This window comes from Halorubrum sp. SD690R (genome assembly GCF_005435035.1).
GTDB lineage: Archaea > Halobacteriota > Halobacteria > Halobacteriales > Haloferacaceae > Halorubrum > Halorubrum ezzemoulense.
The window spans coordinates 60,753-77,241 of the sequence record NZ_SGTV01000009.1 but is presented as its reverse complement, the minus strand read 5'-3'; the positions used below and the strand labels follow the sequence as shown (position 1 = coordinate 77,241).

The 16,489-nt window shown below is 70.3% G+C and carries 17 protein-coding genes; 11 read left to right on the top strand and 6 right to left on the bottom strand.

The window, feature by feature from the left end; all coding sequences use genetic code 11:
* Positions 1 to 24 precede the first annotated feature (24 nt).
* The 6 genes from EXE41_RS07560 (at position 25) to EXE41_RS07535 (ending at position 6,088) form a co-directional block, all read left to right on the top strand.
* Positions 25 to 927, top strand: a complete 903-nt coding sequence (locus EXE41_RS07560; RefSeq protein ID WP_137690679.1) for a hypothetical protein — start codon at positions 25 to 27, stop codon at positions 925 to 927.
* Between the two features lie 35 nt (positions 928 to 962).
* On the top strand, positions 963 to 1,697 hold the full coding sequence (locus EXE41_RS07555; protein WP_137690678.1) for an MBL fold metallo-hydrolase: 735 nt from the start codon (positions 963 to 965) through the stop codon (positions 1,695 to 1,697).
* 109 nt (positions 1,698 to 1,806) lie between these two features.
* Entirely contained in the window at positions 1,807 to 3,414 is a 1,608-nt protein-coding gene (locus tag EXE41_RS19975) for a hypothetical protein (RefSeq protein WP_049931175.1), read from the top strand.
* Positions 3,415 to 3,502: 88 nt separating this feature from the next.
* The gene (gene cdd, locus EXE41_RS19970) at positions 3,503 to 3,907 is read left to right on the top strand and encodes a cytidine deaminase (RefSeq protein WP_049931171.1); all 405 of its coding nucleotides are present in this window, start codon (positions 3,503 to 3,505) and stop codon (positions 3,905 to 3,907) included.
* Positions 3,908 to 4,004: 97 nt separating this feature from the next.
* Entirely contained in the window at positions 4,005 to 4,823 is an 819-nt protein-coding gene (locus tag EXE41_RS07540; protein ID WP_049931170.1) for a nucleoside phosphorylase, read from the top strand.
* An 83-nt stretch (positions 4,824 to 4,906) separates the two neighbouring features.
* Positions 4,907 to 6,088 (top strand): NAD(P)/FAD-dependent oxidoreductase, encoded by a 1,182-nt coding sequence (locus EXE41_RS07535; protein WP_086216112.1) that lies wholly within the window; start codon positions 4,907 to 4,909, stop codon positions 6,086 to 6,088.
* Positions 6,089 to 6,213: 125 nt separating this feature from the next.
* Here the strand turns inward: EXE41_RS07535 and EXE41_RS07530 are convergent, their stop codons facing one another.
* Together EXE41_RS07530 and EXE41_RS07525 are read right to left on the bottom strand one after the other, a co-directional pair.
* Positions 6,214 to 6,747: an Rrf2 family transcriptional regulator gene (locus EXE41_RS07530; protein WP_049931162.1), complete on the bottom strand. Its 534-nt coding sequence runs from the start codon at positions 6,745 to 6,747 to the stop codon at positions 6,214 to 6,216.
* Positions 6,748 to 6,854: 107 nt separating this feature from the next.
* On the bottom strand, positions 6,855 to 7,073 hold the full coding sequence (locus EXE41_RS07525) for a hypothetical protein (RefSeq protein WP_137690677.1): 219 nt from the start codon (positions 7,071 to 7,073) through the stop codon (positions 6,855 to 6,857).
* A gap of 146 nt (positions 7,074 to 7,219) precedes the next feature.
* Between EXE41_RS07525 and rocF the strand changes: the two genes are divergently transcribed.
* Positions 7,220 to 8,128, top strand: a complete 909-nt coding sequence (gene rocF, locus EXE41_RS07520; protein ID WP_049931159.1) for an arginase — start codon at positions 7,220 to 7,222, stop codon at positions 8,126 to 8,128.
* A gap of 10 nt (positions 8,129 to 8,138) precedes the next feature.
* On the opposite strand, the gene EXE41_RS07515 is transcribed toward rocF, so the two are convergent.
* On the bottom strand, positions 8,139 to 8,438 hold the full coding sequence (locus tag EXE41_RS07515; protein WP_049931157.1) for a hypothetical protein: 300 nt from the start codon (positions 8,436 to 8,438) through the stop codon (positions 8,139 to 8,141).
* Between the two features lie 130 nt (positions 8,439 to 8,568).
* Between EXE41_RS07515 and EXE41_RS07510 the strand changes: the two genes are divergently transcribed.
* Positions 8,569 to 9,360 carry a PHP-associated domain-containing protein gene (locus tag EXE41_RS07510; RefSeq protein WP_086216110.1) on the top strand — a complete coding sequence of 264 codons (792 nt, stop codon included), beginning with the start codon at positions 8,569 to 8,571 and terminating at the stop codon, positions 9,358 to 9,360.
* Between the two features lie 49 nt (positions 9,361 to 9,409).
* Here the strand turns inward: EXE41_RS07510 and EXE41_RS07505 are convergent, their stop codons facing one another.
* Positions 9,410 to 9,910 carry a metal-dependent hydrolase gene (locus tag EXE41_RS07505; protein ID WP_049931154.1) on the bottom strand — a complete coding sequence of 167 codons (501 nt, stop codon included), beginning with the start codon at positions 9,908 to 9,910 and terminating at the stop codon, positions 9,410 to 9,412.
* Positions 9,911 to 10,063: 153 nt separating this feature from the next.
* On the opposite strand from EXE41_RS07505, the gene EXE41_RS07500 reads away from it, so the two are divergent.
* The 3 genes from EXE41_RS07500 (at position 10,064) to EXE41_RS07490 (ending at position 14,999) form a co-directional block, all read left to right on the top strand.
* A complete protein-coding gene (locus EXE41_RS07500; RefSeq protein WP_086220742.1) occupies positions 10,064 to 11,185 on the top strand; it encodes a pyridoxal phosphate-dependent aminotransferase in 1,122 nt (373 codons plus the stop codon).
* Positions 11,186 to 11,237: 52 nt separating this feature from the next.
* Positions 11,238 to 14,390, top strand: coding sequence for an isoleucine--tRNA ligase (ileS, locus tag EXE41_RS07495; RefSeq protein ID WP_137690676.1), 3,153 nt, complete (start codon positions 11,238 to 11,240; stop codon positions 14,388 to 14,390).
* 135 nt (positions 14,391 to 14,525) lie between these two features.
* Positions 14,526 to 14,999, top strand: a complete 474-nt coding sequence (locus EXE41_RS07490) for an N-acetyltransferase (protein ID WP_049931147.1) — start codon at positions 14,526 to 14,528, stop codon at positions 14,997 to 14,999.
* Between the two features lie 39 nt (positions 15,000 to 15,038).
* On the opposite strand, the gene lrpA1 is transcribed toward EXE41_RS07490, so the two are convergent.
* Both lrpA1 and EXE41_RS07480 read right to left on the bottom strand, forming a co-directional pair.
* Positions 15,039 to 15,467, bottom strand: a complete 429-nt coding sequence (gene lrpA1 / locus EXE41_RS07485) for an HTH-type transcriptional regulator LrpA1 (protein ID WP_049931146.1) — start codon at positions 15,465 to 15,467, stop codon at positions 15,039 to 15,041.
* An 82-nt stretch (positions 15,468 to 15,549) separates the two neighbouring features.
* A complete protein-coding gene (locus EXE41_RS07480) occupies positions 15,550 to 16,488 on the bottom strand; it encodes a thiamine pyrophosphate-dependent enzyme (protein WP_049931144.1) in 939 nt (312 codons plus the stop codon).
* Position 16,489 lies beyond the last annotated feature (1 nt).

The following is a 16,489-nucleotide window of genomic DNA, read 5'->3' as shown; positions in this document are numbered from 1 at the left end:
ACGGTCCGGTTCGTAGGGTAACACATGCCAGGCCCGCTCGGCGACGCGACGCGGCGAGACCTCACCGACGCGGCCGTCGAGCGACTCGCGGCGGCGGGGTTCGAGGTCGACCGCCCGGAGACGGGCGCCGAGCCGCCGGCGGTCGCGACCCGCGGCGACGACCGGTTGGCGGTGGAACCGCTCGCAGCGGACGACGCGACGCCGATCGTGATCGCCTCGCGGCTCGGCCACGCGCTCGACCGGGGCCGCCGCGCGCTGTTCGTCGCCCGCGACGCCGACACCGCGGCGGCCGTGCGCGACCTCCTCGCCGACCCGCCGCTGCTCGCCGAGCGGACCGACGGTCGACGAACCTTCCACCTCGGCCCGGACCGGGTCCCGGTCTCGGGCGGCGGCTACGCCTGCGTCCGCGCCGACGGCCTCGGCCATCCGACGTTCGGCTGGCGCGAGACGGACACGCCCCTCGGCCCGGTGACGGCCCGCTCGGACGTCGACGCCGCCGCGGTCGACGACGAGGGGCGACCCGTCGTCCCCCGGCTCCTCTGCGAGGTCGACGGCGAGGCGGTCGCCGTCCTCGCCGGCGTCGATAGCCTCCAGACCCCGCCGGACGAGGCGTTCCCGTTCGCGTACCGCCGCGATCCGGACGACAAGCGGTTCCGCGTCCGGCGGGGAGGCGACGGGACGGTCGTCGAGACGGTCAGCGGGTTCGCGGCGCTGCGCGAGGCCGGATACGTTCCGATTCCGATGCCGCTCGTTCCCGAGCACGCGCTAGGGCGGTCGATCGACGGCGAGACGCTCACGGCGGCGTGGGACCTGCTCGTGATCGGTGAGGGCGAATCGGTCGACGACGGCTCGGTCGACGACGGCTCGGTCGACGACGGGGCGATCGACGACACGGCCCTCGACGCCGAGCGCGACCGCGACCGATAGCCACCCTCAAGACGAGCGCGCCCGCAGACGGTAACATGACGGTCTGCTACGAGGAGTTCTCGGTGGAGTGGCTCGGCTACGCGACGGCGCGGCTGGAGACGGACGGGGGGCCGGTGGCCTACACCGACCCCGGCCGGTACGGCGTCCTCGACGACTACTGGGCGCGCGACGGCGACCTCGTCGTCGTCACCCACGACCACCACTACGACAGCGACGGGATCCGGTCTGTCGCGAGCGAGGACGCGACGCTCGTGATCTACGACGGGGTCGACCCCGCCGGCATCGACCGCGACGTGGAGCCGATCGACGCGCTCGCGGAAGAGTACGAGGTCGTCCGCGTCGGCGAGGAAGACCGCGTCGACGTCGAGACGCCCGCCGGCGAGGTACGGGTCTGGCCCGTCCCGGCACACAACGACCCGGAAGGGCCGAACGCGGACGCCGACGGCTCGGTCGCGCACCCGCCCGGGTTCGGCTGCGGCTTCCTCCTGTCGCTCGGCGGGCGCACCGTCTTCTGGCCCGGCGACTCGGACGCGCTCGACGGGTTCGCCGAGCTCGATGTCTCCGTCTTCCTCGCGAACATCGGCGGGGGCGGCATCGTCTCGGACCCCCGCGAGGCGGCGGACCTGGCCGAGGCGATGGACCCCGACCTCGTCGTCCCGATCCACTACGACACGTTCGACCTGCTGGAAGCCGACGGCGAGGCGTTCGCCGGGGACGTGGCGAGCCGGTCGATACCGGTCGCGCTCGACGCGCGCTCGGCGAACCAGTAGTCGGACCGGGCGGACGGAGACCCGAATCTGACGGACTGATTGCCGAACCGGACGGCGCGAACCTCTCGGCCGGTGGCCTTTTTACTCCGCCGCGTCCTTCCCCGGTCGCATGACCACCGAGTCCGCGCTGGCCGACGGGGTCCGGGAGGCGCTTTCGGTCGACGCCGAGGCGTTCGCCGAGCGCGCGGCCGAGGAGGCCGAGATCGTCAAACAGGAGCTACGCGACGGCTCCTTCGACAACCACCAGTCGATCGTCGGCTTCGAGTACGAGTTCTACGCGGTCGGCGACGGCCGGTGGAGCGAGGAGTCCCGGGCCGGCGAGTACGCGCTGATGCGCGTGCCGCGCCGCCTCTTGGAGCTGATGGGCTTCGAGAAGGAGCTGGGGCTCCACAACGCCGAGATGTCCACGAGCCCGCAGCCCCTCTCCGACCACGGGCTCCGCGCCCAGCTCGCCGAGGTCCGCGCCCGACTGGAGGCCGCAGAGAACACCGCGGGCGTCGAGGGGATGCGCCTCGTCTCCGACGGCCTCTGGACTATCCCGCCGGCGGGCGAGACCGCGGAGGGATACCTCACCGACAGCGTCGCTGTCGACGGCGTGGTGGTCGCGGTCAACATGAGCGACGCGGTCCGGTACCACGCGATGGCGAACTCGCGCCGAGACGACCTGAACGCCACCGACGCGAACGGGGGCGCCGCGACCGACGCCGAGGAAGAGCCGGTCGTCACCCTCGACGCGCCGGGCGTGTCGCTGGCGGCGGAGACGGTGATGCCCGAGAGCCTCATCACGTCGATCCAGCCCCACTATCAGGTGGCGCACGCCGAGACGCTGCCGCGGCACTTCCGGTACGCGCTTCGGATCGCCGGCCCCCTGCTGGCGCTCGGCGTCAACTCGCCGTTCTTCCCGCCGGCGCTGTACGACGACGGCTGGGACGGCGAGCGTGTCCTCGCCGAGGGGGCGACGGAGAACCGGGTCCACGTCTTCGAGTCCGTCCTCAACGCGCGGACCGACGCCGACAAGGTCCGGTTCCCCCGGGAGTTCCGCGACGTCGAGACAGCGGTCGACCGCATCGCGGCCGACGAGACGCTCATCCCGATGCCGGACCCGGGCGGCAGCGATCGCTTCGACGACGACTTCGCGACGTTCCGGACGAAACACGGCAGCTACTGGCGTTGGGTTCGCCCCGTCTTCGAGGGGGCGAGCCGCTCGGCCGCGAACGCCCGGATCGAGTTCCGGCCGATCCCCGGCCAGCCCACGGTCCGCGACTCCATCGCGTTTCAGGCGGCCTTCGCCGGGCTGATGCAGGCGCTCGCCCAGCACGAACACCCCGTCATCGGCCTCGAGTGGGAGACCGCGCGCGACAACTTCTACGCCGCCGTCGCCGACGGGCTCGACGCCGACATGGAGTGGATCGACCGCGACGGCCACCGGACGACCGACTCGGACGCGATGTACGCGGACCTCCTCGATCACGCGGAGGCCGGGCTCCGGACCGCCGGCTGCGCGGACGACGAGGCCGCGAAATGGATCGCGCCACTGCGGTGGCGCGTCGCGAACCGCACGACTCCGGCGAGCTGGAAGCGGGACCGCGTCCGCGCCCGACTCGACGACGGCGACGACTTCGCGACCGCGGTGGTCGACACCCAGCGCGAGTACATCCGCCAGCAGGCCGACGCCCTCATCGACGGCGGCTTCTCGGCGTGGACGGACGGGGAGTGACCGCCCCCGTGGTCGCCCGGCGACGCGGGAGCCGGACGGCGCGACCGCGACACAGTACAGTTATCGGTCCGCCGCGTCACGCGGCCGTATGGACGAGCTGATCGCCGCGGCGCGCGAAGCCCTCGACGCCGCCCACGTCCCCTACTCCGAGTACCGCGTCGGCGCCGCGCTCCGGACCGCCGACGGCACCGTCTACACCGGCTGTAACATCGAGAACGCGAACTACTCCAACAGCCTCCACGCCGAGGAGGTTGCGCTCGCGGAGGCGGTGAAGAACGGGCACCGCGAGTTCGACCGGATCGCGGTCTCGTCGGGCGTCCGCGACGGGGTCACCCCCTGCGGGATGTGCCGGCAGACGCTCGCGGAGTTCGCGGCCGACGACCTCGTCGTCGCCTGCGACGAGGGCGACGACGCGGTCACGGAGTACACGCTCGGGGAACTGCTCCCGAACACGATCAACGAGGGCACGCTCGACGACGCGAGAGAGGACTGACGCGAGGGAGGACCGACGCGAGAGAGGACTAGATCGGCGGGAGACCCGTCCGGCCGAGACGGAACTACTTTTAAACGGCTCGCCGAAGGGCGGAGACATGACCGACGACAGCGAGGACCCCAACGACGAGGCCGGATACCACGTCGAGGCCGCGCCCGACGACGTCGCGGACGCGGTCCTCCTCCCCGGTAACCCCGAGCGCGTCGACAAGATCACCGCGCTGTGGGGCGACCACGAGGAGGTCGCGCGCCACCGCGAGTACCGCACCGCGACCGGCAGCTACGACGGCGCCCCGATCTCGGTCACCTCAACCGGGATCGGCTCCCCCTCGGCCGCCATCGCCGTCGAGGAGCTCGCGCGCGTCGGCGTCGACACGTTCATCCGCGTCGGCTCCTGCGGCGCGATCCAGCCGGAGATGGACGTCGGCGACCTCGTCATCACCACCGGCGGCGTCCGGCAGGAGGGGACGAGCGACGAGTACGTGCGCGAGGACTACCCGGCGAGCGCCGACGGCGAGGTGGTCTCCGCCCTGGTCGCGGCCGCCGAGCGGCTCGGTCACGACTACCACACGGGCGTCACGATGAGCGCCGACTCCTTCTACGCCGGACAGGGACGACCCGGGTTCGAGGGGTTCGAGGCCGCCGGCTCCGACGAGCTCGTCGCGGAGCTTCAGGACGCGAACGTGAAGAACATCGAGATGGAGGCGTCGGCCATCCTCACGGTCGCGAACGTGTACGGGCTCCGCGCCGGCGCGGTCTGCTCGGTGTACGCCAACCGCGTGACCGGCGAGTTCCGGACCGAGGGCGAGTCGCGCGCGGCCGAGACCGCGAGCCTCGCGGTGAAGCTCCTCACGCGGATGGACGAGGTGAAACGCGAGGCGGGCGCGGACCGCTGGCACGCCGGCCTCTCGCTGTAGCGGGCGCTCCGGCCGTCACGCTGCTCGCTGCCGGGCGCGGGCGTTCCAAAGCGACTTTACCCACGGACCGCGGAGCGGCAGGCATGAGTACACAGGTCGTGGTCGTCGGCTCCGGGTACGCCGGCGCAGGGGCGGTGAAGGCGTTCGAAGACGAGGTCGGCGAGGGCGAGGCCGAGCTCACGTGGATCTCGGAACACGACTACCACCTCGTTCTCCACGAGGCCCACCGCGCGATCCGGAACCCCGCGGTCGAAGACAAGATCACGATCCCCGTCGACGAGATCAAATCCCCCGAGTCCGACTTCGTCCAGGGCCGGGTCGTCGACGTCGACACCGACGAGCGCGCCGTCGAGACCGACGACGGCACGACCGTCGACTACGACTACCTCCTCCTCGCGGTCGGCTCCACGACCGCCTTCTTCGGCATCGAGGGGCTGAAGGAGAACGCCCACCAGCTGAAGGGGCTCGACGACGCGAAGGCGATCCACGAGGACGTCCGCGAGGCGGCCGCCGACGCGACCCGCTCGGACCCGGCGCAGGTCGTCGTCGGCGGCGCCGGCCTCTCCGGCATCCAGACGGCCGGTGAGATCGCCGAGTACCGCGACAAGCACCGCGCCCCGCTCGAGATCAAACTGGTCGAGGGGCTCGACGAGGTGTTCCCCGGCAACGACCCGCAGATCCAGGGGGCGCTCCGCCAGCGGCTGGAGGACGCCGACATCGAGATCCTCACCGGCGACTTCATCTCGGAGGCCGACGAGGGGGCTGTCTACCTCGGTGGCGGCGAGGACGAGGAGCCGGAAGAGCTCGGCTACGACGTGCTGATCTGGACCGGCGGCATCACGGGCCAGCCCGAACTGGACAACGTCGAGGTCGAGAAGGACGACCGCTCGAACCGCGTCCACGCCGGCTCCGACTTCAGCACCAGCGACGACCGCGTGTTCGCCATCGGCGACACCGCCCTCGTCGAGCAGGGCGACGACGACGTGGCCCCGCCGACCGCGCAGGCCGCCTGGCAGGCCGCGGAGGTCGCGGGCGCGAACCTCGCCCGCGCCGCCCGCGGCGCGCCGCTCCGCTCGTGGACCCACGAGGACAAGGGGACGGTCATCTCGGTCGGTGAGGAGGCGGTCGCTCACGACGTGATGGGGATGCCGATCAAGACGTTCGGCGGCACGCCCGCGAAGCTGCTGAAGAAGGGCATCGCCACGCGCTGGATCGCCAAGGTCTCCTCCGCGAGCCGCGGCGTCAGCGCGTTCGGCGACATGTGAGATCGGCCGACGCGCGGTAGCGACGCGACTCTCGGCTTTCGATCCTCGGCTCGGGTCGGCGACGACTCAAACGCTGTTCTCCGTCGAACGACCTCCACGGCGCAACGAAACAGCGGCTCTCGCAGTCAGTGTTCGGCCGGCTCGTCGGGGGCTCGCATATCGTCGATCCGCAAGATGAGAATGTTCGCGGTGTCGTCTTTCCCGTCGACCGTCCCGTCGATGACGAGCTTGGAGAGCGGCGTCGGCCCCACGGCGACGCTGTCGCCCTCGTGGAAGTCGCGGACCGAACCCTGAACGTGGATCTCGGCGCGGCACAGCTCGGGGTGGTGGACGCTGGAGAGGTCGATCCCGTCGACGTTGACCCCCTCGACCTCCTCGCTCTCGTGGTAGATCGGGACGTTCGCGGGCTCGTCCATGCGCTGGATGTCGAGCGCCTCGTACGCGTTCGAGGTGGGTTTGTAGCCGCCCTTCGGGCCGGGTACCCCCTCGACCAGCTGGAGGGCCTTGAGGCTCTGCATCTGGTTCCGGATCGTCCCGGGGTTGCGGTCGACTTCCTCGGCGATCGCCTCGCCTTTCACGGCGTCCTCTCGTTCCCCGTACAGGTTGATGAGGGCCGAGAGGATGCTTTTCTGGCTCGAAGTGAGCTCGATCGATGACATGGTGCGGAATACACCGCGCCCCCGCTTAAATGCGGTGGAACCCATTTATAAACGATCGTGTGGAATCGTCTCGGCGGCCGGAGACCGTCGGTTCGGGCCGGTTCGGCTCACCCGCCGCGTAGCCGCTTCATCCGCACGTACGCGAGCGGGCTCGACAGCGCGACGACGACACCGACGCCGATCAGCGCGACGCCGAAGTCGACGGCGACGAACGAGACCGCGGCGCCGACGAGCCCGATCGCCGCGCCGGTGAACGCGACCGCGATGGTCGCGCCGATCGGCTCGATGTCGCCGGGGTCGACCGAGCGGGGATCGGGTCTGCTCATGGGCGTCCGTGGCGGCCCGGGCGCAAAACGCTGTCCGATCCGGTCGGTCGGATTCGCTCGGACCGCGGTCGGGCGGATCCCGCCCCGTCGGCTCGACCCGGCCGCCGATCCCCACCATTCAAGCGCCGCGGCGTCGCGTAGCCGGTATGACCACGGTCAGGATCATCGGCGCGCCGACAGACTACGGGGCGAACCGACGCGGAGTCGACATGGGACCGTCGGCGATCCGGTACGGCGGGCTCGCCGACCAGCTCGCCGGCGCCGGCGTCGAGACCGTCGACGCGGGCGACCTCCACGTCCCCCGGGCCGAGGAGCGCGACCCGGACGCGGACGCGCCGAGCGAGGGGGAAGCGAAGTTCATCCGCGAGACGGAAGCGGTCTGCCGGCGGCTCGGCGACGAGGTCGCCGCGACGCTCGCCGACGGCGAGGTGCCGCTGGCGCTCGGCGGCGACCACTCCATCGCCATCGGGAGCCTCTCCGGGTCCGCGCGCGACGCGGACGTCGGCGCCGTGTGGTTCGACGCGCACGCGGACCTCAACACGCCCGCGACGACGCCCTCTGGCAACGTCCACGGGATGCCTCTGGCGGCGGCGCTCGGGATCGGCGAGTTCGCGGACACCGAGTGGGCGAACGCGCCGGGGCTCTCGCCGGAGAACGTCGCCTTGGTCGGGCTCCGCTCGGTCGACGGGGCGGAGGCGGAGCTGATCCGCGACCGCGGCTTCGCGGCGTACACGATGTCGGACATCGACGAGCGGGGGATCACGGCTGTCACGGAGGAGGCGCTCGAGGTCGCGTCCGCGGGCGTCGACGGGATCCACGTCAGCCTCGATCTGGACTGGCTCGACCCCAACGCCGCGCCCGGCGTCGGGACGCCCGTCCGCGGCGGCGTCACCTACCGCGAGGCGCACAGCGCGATGGAGATCGTCGACGAGACTGACGCGCTCCGGTCGATGGAGATCGTCGAGGTGAACCCGACCTTGGACCAGCACAACGAGACGGCTGAGCTCGCGACTGAGCTGGCGGCGAGCGCGTTCGGGAAGCGCGTCTTGTACTGAGAGGCCGGGGTCAGACGCCTCGGTCGAGCTGTTCGACGACCTGCTGGAGGTCCGCTTCGGACTCGACCTCGCCTTTGATCTCCTCGCGGCGGCGCACCGCGGCCGAGTCGGCGTCGTACGCGCGGACGAACTCGGCGCGGGTGTGCTCGTCGAACGCGTGCCGGATCGCGAAGTAGCCGTCGGGGACGATCGTGCCGCACACCTTACACTCGTGGCGCTGGTGGTCGTTCGTCTGGTGGACGATCGCCGCCTCCACGTCGTCGAAGGCGGCGTCGCAGTCGCCGATGCCGCACGTCCAGCGAGGGGCCATACCCGGACTCTCGCCCGAGGGGGATTAACGGTTTCCCAACTCGGCGCGGGCGCGCCGGGGGGTCGACTGGGGTCGGCACCGCGGGTTCACCCCCGCAGTCGCGGCACCGTCGTCGTCGAACGATACCCATTTGCGCGGGCGCGACGACCGTGCGACCGTGACCCGATCGAGAACGCGCGTCGACGCCCACGTCAAGATACTCGACGACGAGGTCGTCGCCCGGGCGAAGGCGCGCGACATCGACGCGCTCGTGTACGCGCCGCACTTCACGCGCCTCCCGACGATCAGCGAGCGTGCGGCCCGGTACACCGACGACGAGCTGACCGTCGTCCCCGCCCGCGAGGTGTTCACCGGCGACTGGGGGAACCGGCGACACCTCCTCGTCCTCGGACTCTCCGATCCCGTCCCCGACTACATCACCTTCGAGGGAGCGATGGCCGAGTTCGAGCGGCAGGACGCGGCCGTCCTCGTCCCGCACCCCGGGTTCGCCACTATCTCGCTCACGCGACCCGAAGTCGACGCGCACGCCGCCCGGATCGACGCGGTCGAGACGTACAACACCAAGCTGCTCCCCCACCAGAACGCGCGCGCCCGCCGGACCGCGACGGAGACCGGCTGCGCCGGGTTCGGATCCTCGTACGCCCACCTCCCCGGCACGGTCGGCGAGGCGTGGACGGCCTTCGAGGGCGACCTCGACGACGCCGAGGCGGTCGCCGACGCCTTCCGCGAGCGACGCCCCCGAACGGTGATCCACCGCGGCGGACTGGGCCACCGGCTCCGCGGGCTCGTGGAGTTCGCGCACCTCGGCTACGAGAACACGTGGACGAAGCTCGACCGAATGTTCCTCTCCGGTAACGAGCCGACCCTCCCGTCGAACGTCGCATACGAGGGGCGATTCGACGACGTGAGCGTCTACGAATAGCGGCCGTGCGAGCGTCTCGGGGCGGCCCGGATCCCGATCGGCTTCCCGGTCAGAGCCCGAAGCCCGCCGCGGCCTCCGACGCCGCGGACAGGTCCAGGTCGAGGCTGACGACGTAGGTGTGAATCGCCCAGAACGCCGTCAGCTCGACCCCGGTGATGACCACCGTGACGAGGTCGGCGTACTTGCTGCTCGTCGTCACGCCGCTCGGCATTCCGAACTCACGGTCCGAGAACGGGTGGAACAGCGCGATGCCGCGTCGGCTGCCGACCACGTCGAGGACGTAGTGGGTCAACACGCCGATCCACACGTACTGGAGGTTGCCGAAGACGATCGGATACGCGAGGAACACCGCGAGCACGGGGAGGCTGTGGAGCGTCTTCCGGTGACGGCCGAAGGCGGTGTCCACGTCGGGGAACAGCGCCCCCAACACGACGGGGACGGTGATCTCGGCGACGGTCGTCGCGGTCGCCGCGTCGAGACCCGGTTCGACGATGAAGCCGAGCCCCAGGGCGAGCAGCAGGCCGTTGAGGACGTGGCCGCGTTTGTTCATGTCTCTGCGTGTGCGGGTCGGCAGGTCAAACCACCGGATCCGGGCGGCGTGCCCGGAGAGGATCGCACCGCCTCGCCGTCGGCCGGGGTCCACTCACGGGCCGAAACGCTCCCGGGCCGAAAGAGCCACGGCGGGCGCGTCCGACCCGACCGTATGGAGTACGAGGAGCCGAAGTTCTTCCACGTGATGCAGTACGCCGCGGCCGCCGACGGCGACGTCATCGACATGGTGAGCGGCAACCCCGACTGGGAGCCGCCCGCCGCGCTCCGAGAGGCCCTCCGCGAGTACGCCGATCTCCCGCCCGCCGACTTCCAGTACCCGCCGAGCGACGGGCTCCGAGAGCTCCGCGGGGCGATCGCCGAGCGCCGGGGCGTCGACCCCGAGCGCGTGGTCGTCACCAACGGCACCGGCGAGGCGAACTACCTCGCGATGGCCCGGGCGCTGGACCGCGACGCTGGTGACGAGGCGCTCCTGATGGACCCGGTGTACCCGTACTACCCCGGGAAGACGCACCTGCTCGGTGGGGAGCCGACGCTCGTGCCCACGGCGCGCGACGGCGGGCTCGACGTCGACGCGATCCGCGAGGCGGCGAGCGAGGACACGGCACTCGTCGTCCTCAACACGCCGAACAACCCGACCGGCGCCGTCTACGACCTCGACGCGGTCCGCGAGGTCGTCGAAATCGCGGCGGCCGTCGACGCGCTCGTCGTCGTCGACGAGGTGTACGACCGGTTCGATCTCACCGGCTCGTTCGAGTCGGCGCTGACGCTGGACTCCGAGCGCGTCATCGTCACGAGCGGCTTCTCGAAGTCGATGGCCATCACGGGCTTCCGCGTCGGGTACGGGGTGTTCCCCGAGGCGCACGTCGGCGACGCGAAGACCCGACACATGCTCGTCAACGTCACCGGGGCGCGCCCCTCTCAGTACGCGGTGTACCACGCGCTCGAAGAGACGCCGTCCGACTACTACGCCGCGTCGCGCGACCTGCTCGCTGACCGCGTCGACGCGTTCGCCGCCGCCCTCGACGCGGCGGGCGCGGAGTACGGCCGCCCGGAGGGCGCCTTCTACGTCCTCGCGCGCTTCGACGGGTTCCCCGGCACGATGGCGAACGTCAAGCGCCTGATCGACGAGGCCGGCGTCGCCGGGATGCCGGGCGAGGCGTTCGGCACCGCCCGCGACGAGTGGATCCGGTTCGCGCTGGTGACGCCCCGAGCGACCGAGGCGGCTGAGCGGCTCGCGGACTACTTCGACGGCGGCCCCGCCGACGCGGGCTGAACCGTTCCCACGACTCCGCCGTATTCAAATACGCGCGCGCAGACCAACGCGTATGGAGCAGATCGACGACCAGTACGCGCCCGCGGACGTCGAGACCGCGGTCGACGAGTACTGGGACGACCACGACGCCTACGAGGCGGCGAAGGAGGCGCACGCCGACGATCCGCCGTTCTTCTTCGTGGACGGCCCGCCGTACACCTCCGGGCAGATGCACCTCGGGACCGCCTGGAACAAGACGCTGAAAGACGCCGTCATCCGGTACAAGCGGATGACCGGCCACCGCGTCACCGACCGCCCGGGATACGACATGCACGGGCTCCCGATCGAGGTGAAAGTCGAGGAGGAGCTCGGCTTCGAGAACAAGCGGGACATCGAGGAGTACGGCATGGAGCCGTTCATCGAGAAGTGTAAGGAGTTCGCCCTGGAGAACCGGGCGGCGATGGACGAGGACTTCAAATCCATCGGCGCGTGGATGGACTGGGACGACCCGTACGAGACCATCTCGCCGGAGTACATGGAGGCCGCCTGGTGGGCGTTCTCCGAGGTCGCCGACAACGGGCTCGTCGAGCAGGGGAAGCGGTCCATCTCGCAGTGCCCGCGCTGCGAGACCGGGCTCGCCAACAACGAGGTCGAGTACGAGGACGTCGAGGACCCCTCCATCTACGTGAAGTTCCCGCTCGCCGACCGCGAGGGGAGCCTCGTCATCTGGACGACGACGCCGTGGACCATCCCCGCGAACACCTTCGTCGCCGTCGACGAGGACCTCACCTACAACGCCGTCCGCGCCGAGAAGGACGGCGAAGAGGAGCTCCTCTACGTCGCCGCCGAGTGCGTCGAGGACGTACTCGGGGAGGGCCGCTACGAGGAGTACGCGGTCGAGGCGGAGCTGACCGGCGACGAACTCGTCGGCTGGGCGTACGACCACCCGCTCGCCGACCACGTTGCCGACTACCCCGACTTCGAGGGCGCCGGACAGGTGTACGCGGCCGACTACGTGGAGGCCGACCGCACCGGCCTGGTCCACTCCGCGCCGGGCCACGGTGAAGAGGACTTCCACCGCGGCACCGAACTCGGGCTCGACATCCACTGTCCCGTCGGTCCGAACGGCAAGTTCGAGGCGGCGGCGGGCGAGTACGCCGGCCAGTTCGTGCGCGACGCGAACGACGACATCATCGAGGACCTCGTCGCCGACGGCCACATGCTCGCGCACGGCACCGTCGACCACAGCTACGGCCACTGCTGGCGCTGTGACACCGGGATCATCCAGCTGGTCACCGACCAGTGGTTCATCTCGATCACGGACGTGAAAGACGACCTCCTCGACAACATGGAGGAGTCGGAGTGGCACCCCGACTGGGCCCGGGACAACCGGTTCCGCGACTTCATCGAGGACGCGCCCGACTGGAACGTCTCGCGCCAGCGCTACTGGGGCGTCCCGATCCCGATCTGGGTCCCGGAGGACGCCGAGCCGGGGAACCTCGACGAGGACATGATCGTGGTCGGCACCCGCGAGGAGCTCGCCGACCGCGTCGAGGAGGATATCGATCCCGACTCGATCGACCTCCACCGCCCCGCCGTCGACGGCCTCACGATCGTCGAGGACGGGACGACCTACCGCCGCGTCGAAGACGTGTTCGACGTGTGGCTCGACTCCTCGGTCGCCTCGTGGGGCACGCTCGGCTACCCGAGCGACGAGACAGCCCACGAGGAGCTGTGGCCCGCCGACCTCATCATCGAGGCGCACGACCAGACCCGCGGCTGGTTCTGGTCGCAGCTCGGTATGGGGACGGCCGCGGTCGATCAGATCCCCTACGAGGAGGTGCTGATGCACGGCTTCGCCAACGACGAGGACGGCCGAAAGATGTCGAAGTCGGTCGGCAACATCGTCACGCCGGAGGAGGCCATCGAGCGCGCCGGCCGCGACCCGCTCCGCACCTACCTGCTCAGCCACGACCAGCAGGGCGTCGACCTCGCGTTCGAGTGGGACGGGCTCGGCGAGATCCAGGGCAAGCTCAACATCCTCTGGAACGTGTTCCGGTTCCCCCTCGAGTACATGGAGCTCGACGGCTACGACCCGGCCGACGCCGACCTCTCGGACGGCGACCTCGAACTCGTCGACGAGTGGGTGCTCTCCCGGCTCCAGTCCGTGGAGACGGAGGTCGCCGACGCGTGGGACGATTACCGCGTCAGCGACGCCGTCAACGCCGTCATCGAGTTCGTCACGCAGGACGTCTCGCGGTTCTACGTGAAGGCCGTCCGCGACCGGATGTGGGAGGAGACCGACTCCCCCTCGAAGCGCGGCGCGTACGCCACGCTCGCGACGGTCCTCGACGAGGTGATCCGGCTGCTCGCGCCGGTCGCCCCGTACCTCACCGAGCGGATGTACCAGCGGCTCGACGGCGAGGCGACGACGGTCCACGCGCTGTCGTACCCCGAGCCGGACGCGGACCTGCGCGACGACGACCTCGAACGCGACGTGGCGGCCTTCCGCGACATCGAGGAGGCGGCCGCGAACGCGCGCCAGCAGGCTGGCCGCAAGCTCCGCTGGCCCGTGCCGCGCGTCGTCGTCGAGACCGACGACGAGACGGTTGCGGCCGCGGTCGACCGCCTCAAAGCGCTGATCGCTGACCGCGTCAACGCCCGCGACGTGGTCGTCACCGACGCCTTCGACGAACTGGTCGAGACCGCCGAGCCGCAGATGGCCGCCATCGGGCCGGCGTTCGGCGGGGACGCCCAGAAGGTGATGGAGGCGGTTCAAGGCGCGATCCGCGCCGAGGTCGAGGGCGGCGAGGTCGAGGTCGACGGCGAGCCCGTCGACCTCGACGACGAGATGGTCGAATACGTCGCGGAGCCGCCGGAGCACGTCTCCGGGGCCGACTTCGAGGGCGGCACCGTCTACGTCGACACCTCGCTGACGCCCGACATCGAGTCCGAGGGGTACGCCCGCGACGTGATCCGCCGGGTCCAGGAGATGCGCAAGGAACTGGACCTCGACGTTGAGGCGCGGATTCGCGTCGGCGTCGCGGTCGACGACGACCGGGTCGCCGGCTTCGTGGACGAGCACGCCGACCTGATCGCCGGCGAGGTGCGCGCCGACGCATGGCTCGACGACGCGAGCGACGCCGCCGACGCCGACGGCGGACTCGTCGAAGAGTGGGAGGTCGAAGGCGTCGCGGTCACGATCGGGGTCGAACCGGTCGCGTAACGACCCCGACGGGCCGCGGCTTTCGCTTAACGCGTCGCGATCCTTGCCCGACGAGTCGGAGCTTTCGTCGACCGATACTGTGGGAACAATTCGCATCCCAAAACCTATAGGTGCGTTCTTTACTCACGGTCGAACATGGATGTCCGGGCGGCTCGCCCCGACGACGCGGAGGACCTGCGAACGGCGGTCTCACGAGCCCGCGAGGAGACGGTGTTCGACGACATCGGCGCGCCACTGCTCGACGTGTCCGCCGCCGGCGTCCGCGAGGCCGCCGCCGAGGCGGAGTGGTCGTTCCTGATGGAACACGACGAGGAGGGGCCCGTCGGGCTCGCCATCGCGCACCCGGATCCCGACGGGACGGAGGCCGAGCTACTGGCGCTGTGGGTTCACCCGAACCGCGCGGGCGAGGGCGTCGCGGCCGAGCTGCTCGCCCGCGTGGGGAGCGCGCTCGCCGACCGCGGGGTGAAAACGCTCCGCGCGACCGTCCCCTCGGACCGCCCCAGCGCCGAGGAGTTCTTCAGCGCGCACGGGTTCGCGCCTCGCGGGACCCGGCGGAGCCCGGCGGGCGACGAATCGATCGTCGTTGCGGACCCCGACGCGCTCACCTGAGAGGCGTCGACAGTCAAAACGAACCGCTTCTCGGCCGACTCACTTCAGCCGCTCTTGGAGGAACGAGGGGTGGGCCGCGGTGACGCCGTCGACGCCGAGCAGCTTTTCCGAGATGACGTCGCCGAGCTCGTCGCCGTCGCCGGCGCGGACCTCCGCCATCAGCATGTGATCGCCCGAGGAGGTGTACAGCGCCTGAACCTCGTCGAGCGACTTCAGATCCCGCGTGGCCTCCACGTACCGCCCCGAGTCGACATCCATGCCGACCATGGCGATCGACTGCGAAGAGAGCTTCTTCGGGTCGACCTCCGCGGAGTAGCCGACGATCACGCCGCGCTCCTCGAGGCGGTCGATGTACTTCCGCACCGTCGGTTTCGAGACGTCGGCTCGCTCGGCGATCTCCCCGCAGGACGCCTGTGCGTCCTCTTCTAACACGGAAAGGATCCGTTCCTCTGTCGATACAGTACTCATATGAGTCTGTTTGTCACCAATGAAAAAAGACCTTGCGAATCAAAAAACGAACTCGCCGCGTCGTGAACGGCCGCCGGTCGGCTCAGGCGTGTTTGTCGAGGAACATGTCGTGGGAGCGTTCCCACTCGTAGTCGTCGTCCCAGTAGCGCTCGGCGAGCGGTTCCTCGGGCATCTCGCCGATCGAGCGCTTCTCCTCCCCGTAGGAGGGGCGGTCCTCGTCGACGTAGAAGCGGCCGGTGAGCACCTCGCCCTCGTAGAGGGCTTCCTCGGTCGTCCGCATCATCTCCTGGGCCTCGACGCGGTCCGTCATGTCGAACTCGTAGTCGTCGGAGTCGTTGACGTCGATGTACGGGACGTACTGGCGCGCGTCCTTGTTCCACGTCGGGCACTGCGTGAGGAAGTCGACGTGCGCGAACCCGTCGTGTTCGATCGCCTCGGCGATGATCTCCTTCGCCTGGTTCGGGTTCACCGCCGCCGTGCGGGCGACGTAGGAGGCGCCGGCGTTCAGCGACATCGAGAGCGGTTTGATCGGCTCCTTGGCGCTCCCGTGAGGCTGCGTCTTCGACTTGTGGCCCTTCGGGCTCGTCGGGGAGGTCTGCCCCTTCGTGAGCCCGAAGATCTCGTTGTTGAACACGATGTACGTCATGTCGTGGTTCTCCCGGGCCGTGTGGATGAAGTGGTTCCCGCCGATCCCGTAGCCGTCGCCGTCGCCGCCGGCGGCGATCACTTCGAGGTCGGGGTTCGCGAGCTTCGCGGCGCGGGCCACGGGCAGCGAGCGCCCGTGGATCGTGTGGAACCCGTACGTGTCGAGGTAGCTGTTCAGCTTGCCCGAACAGCCGATCCCGGTACACAGCAGGGTCTCCTCGGGCGTGCGCCCGACCTCCGGCAGCGCCTGCTTGAGCGCCTTCAGGACGCTGAAGTCACCGCAGCCCGGACACCAGGTCGGCTGCGGCTCGACGCCGGGGGTGTACTCGTCGCGGTCGATCTCTCGCTCCTCTCCGATTGCTGAAAACGTGCTCATT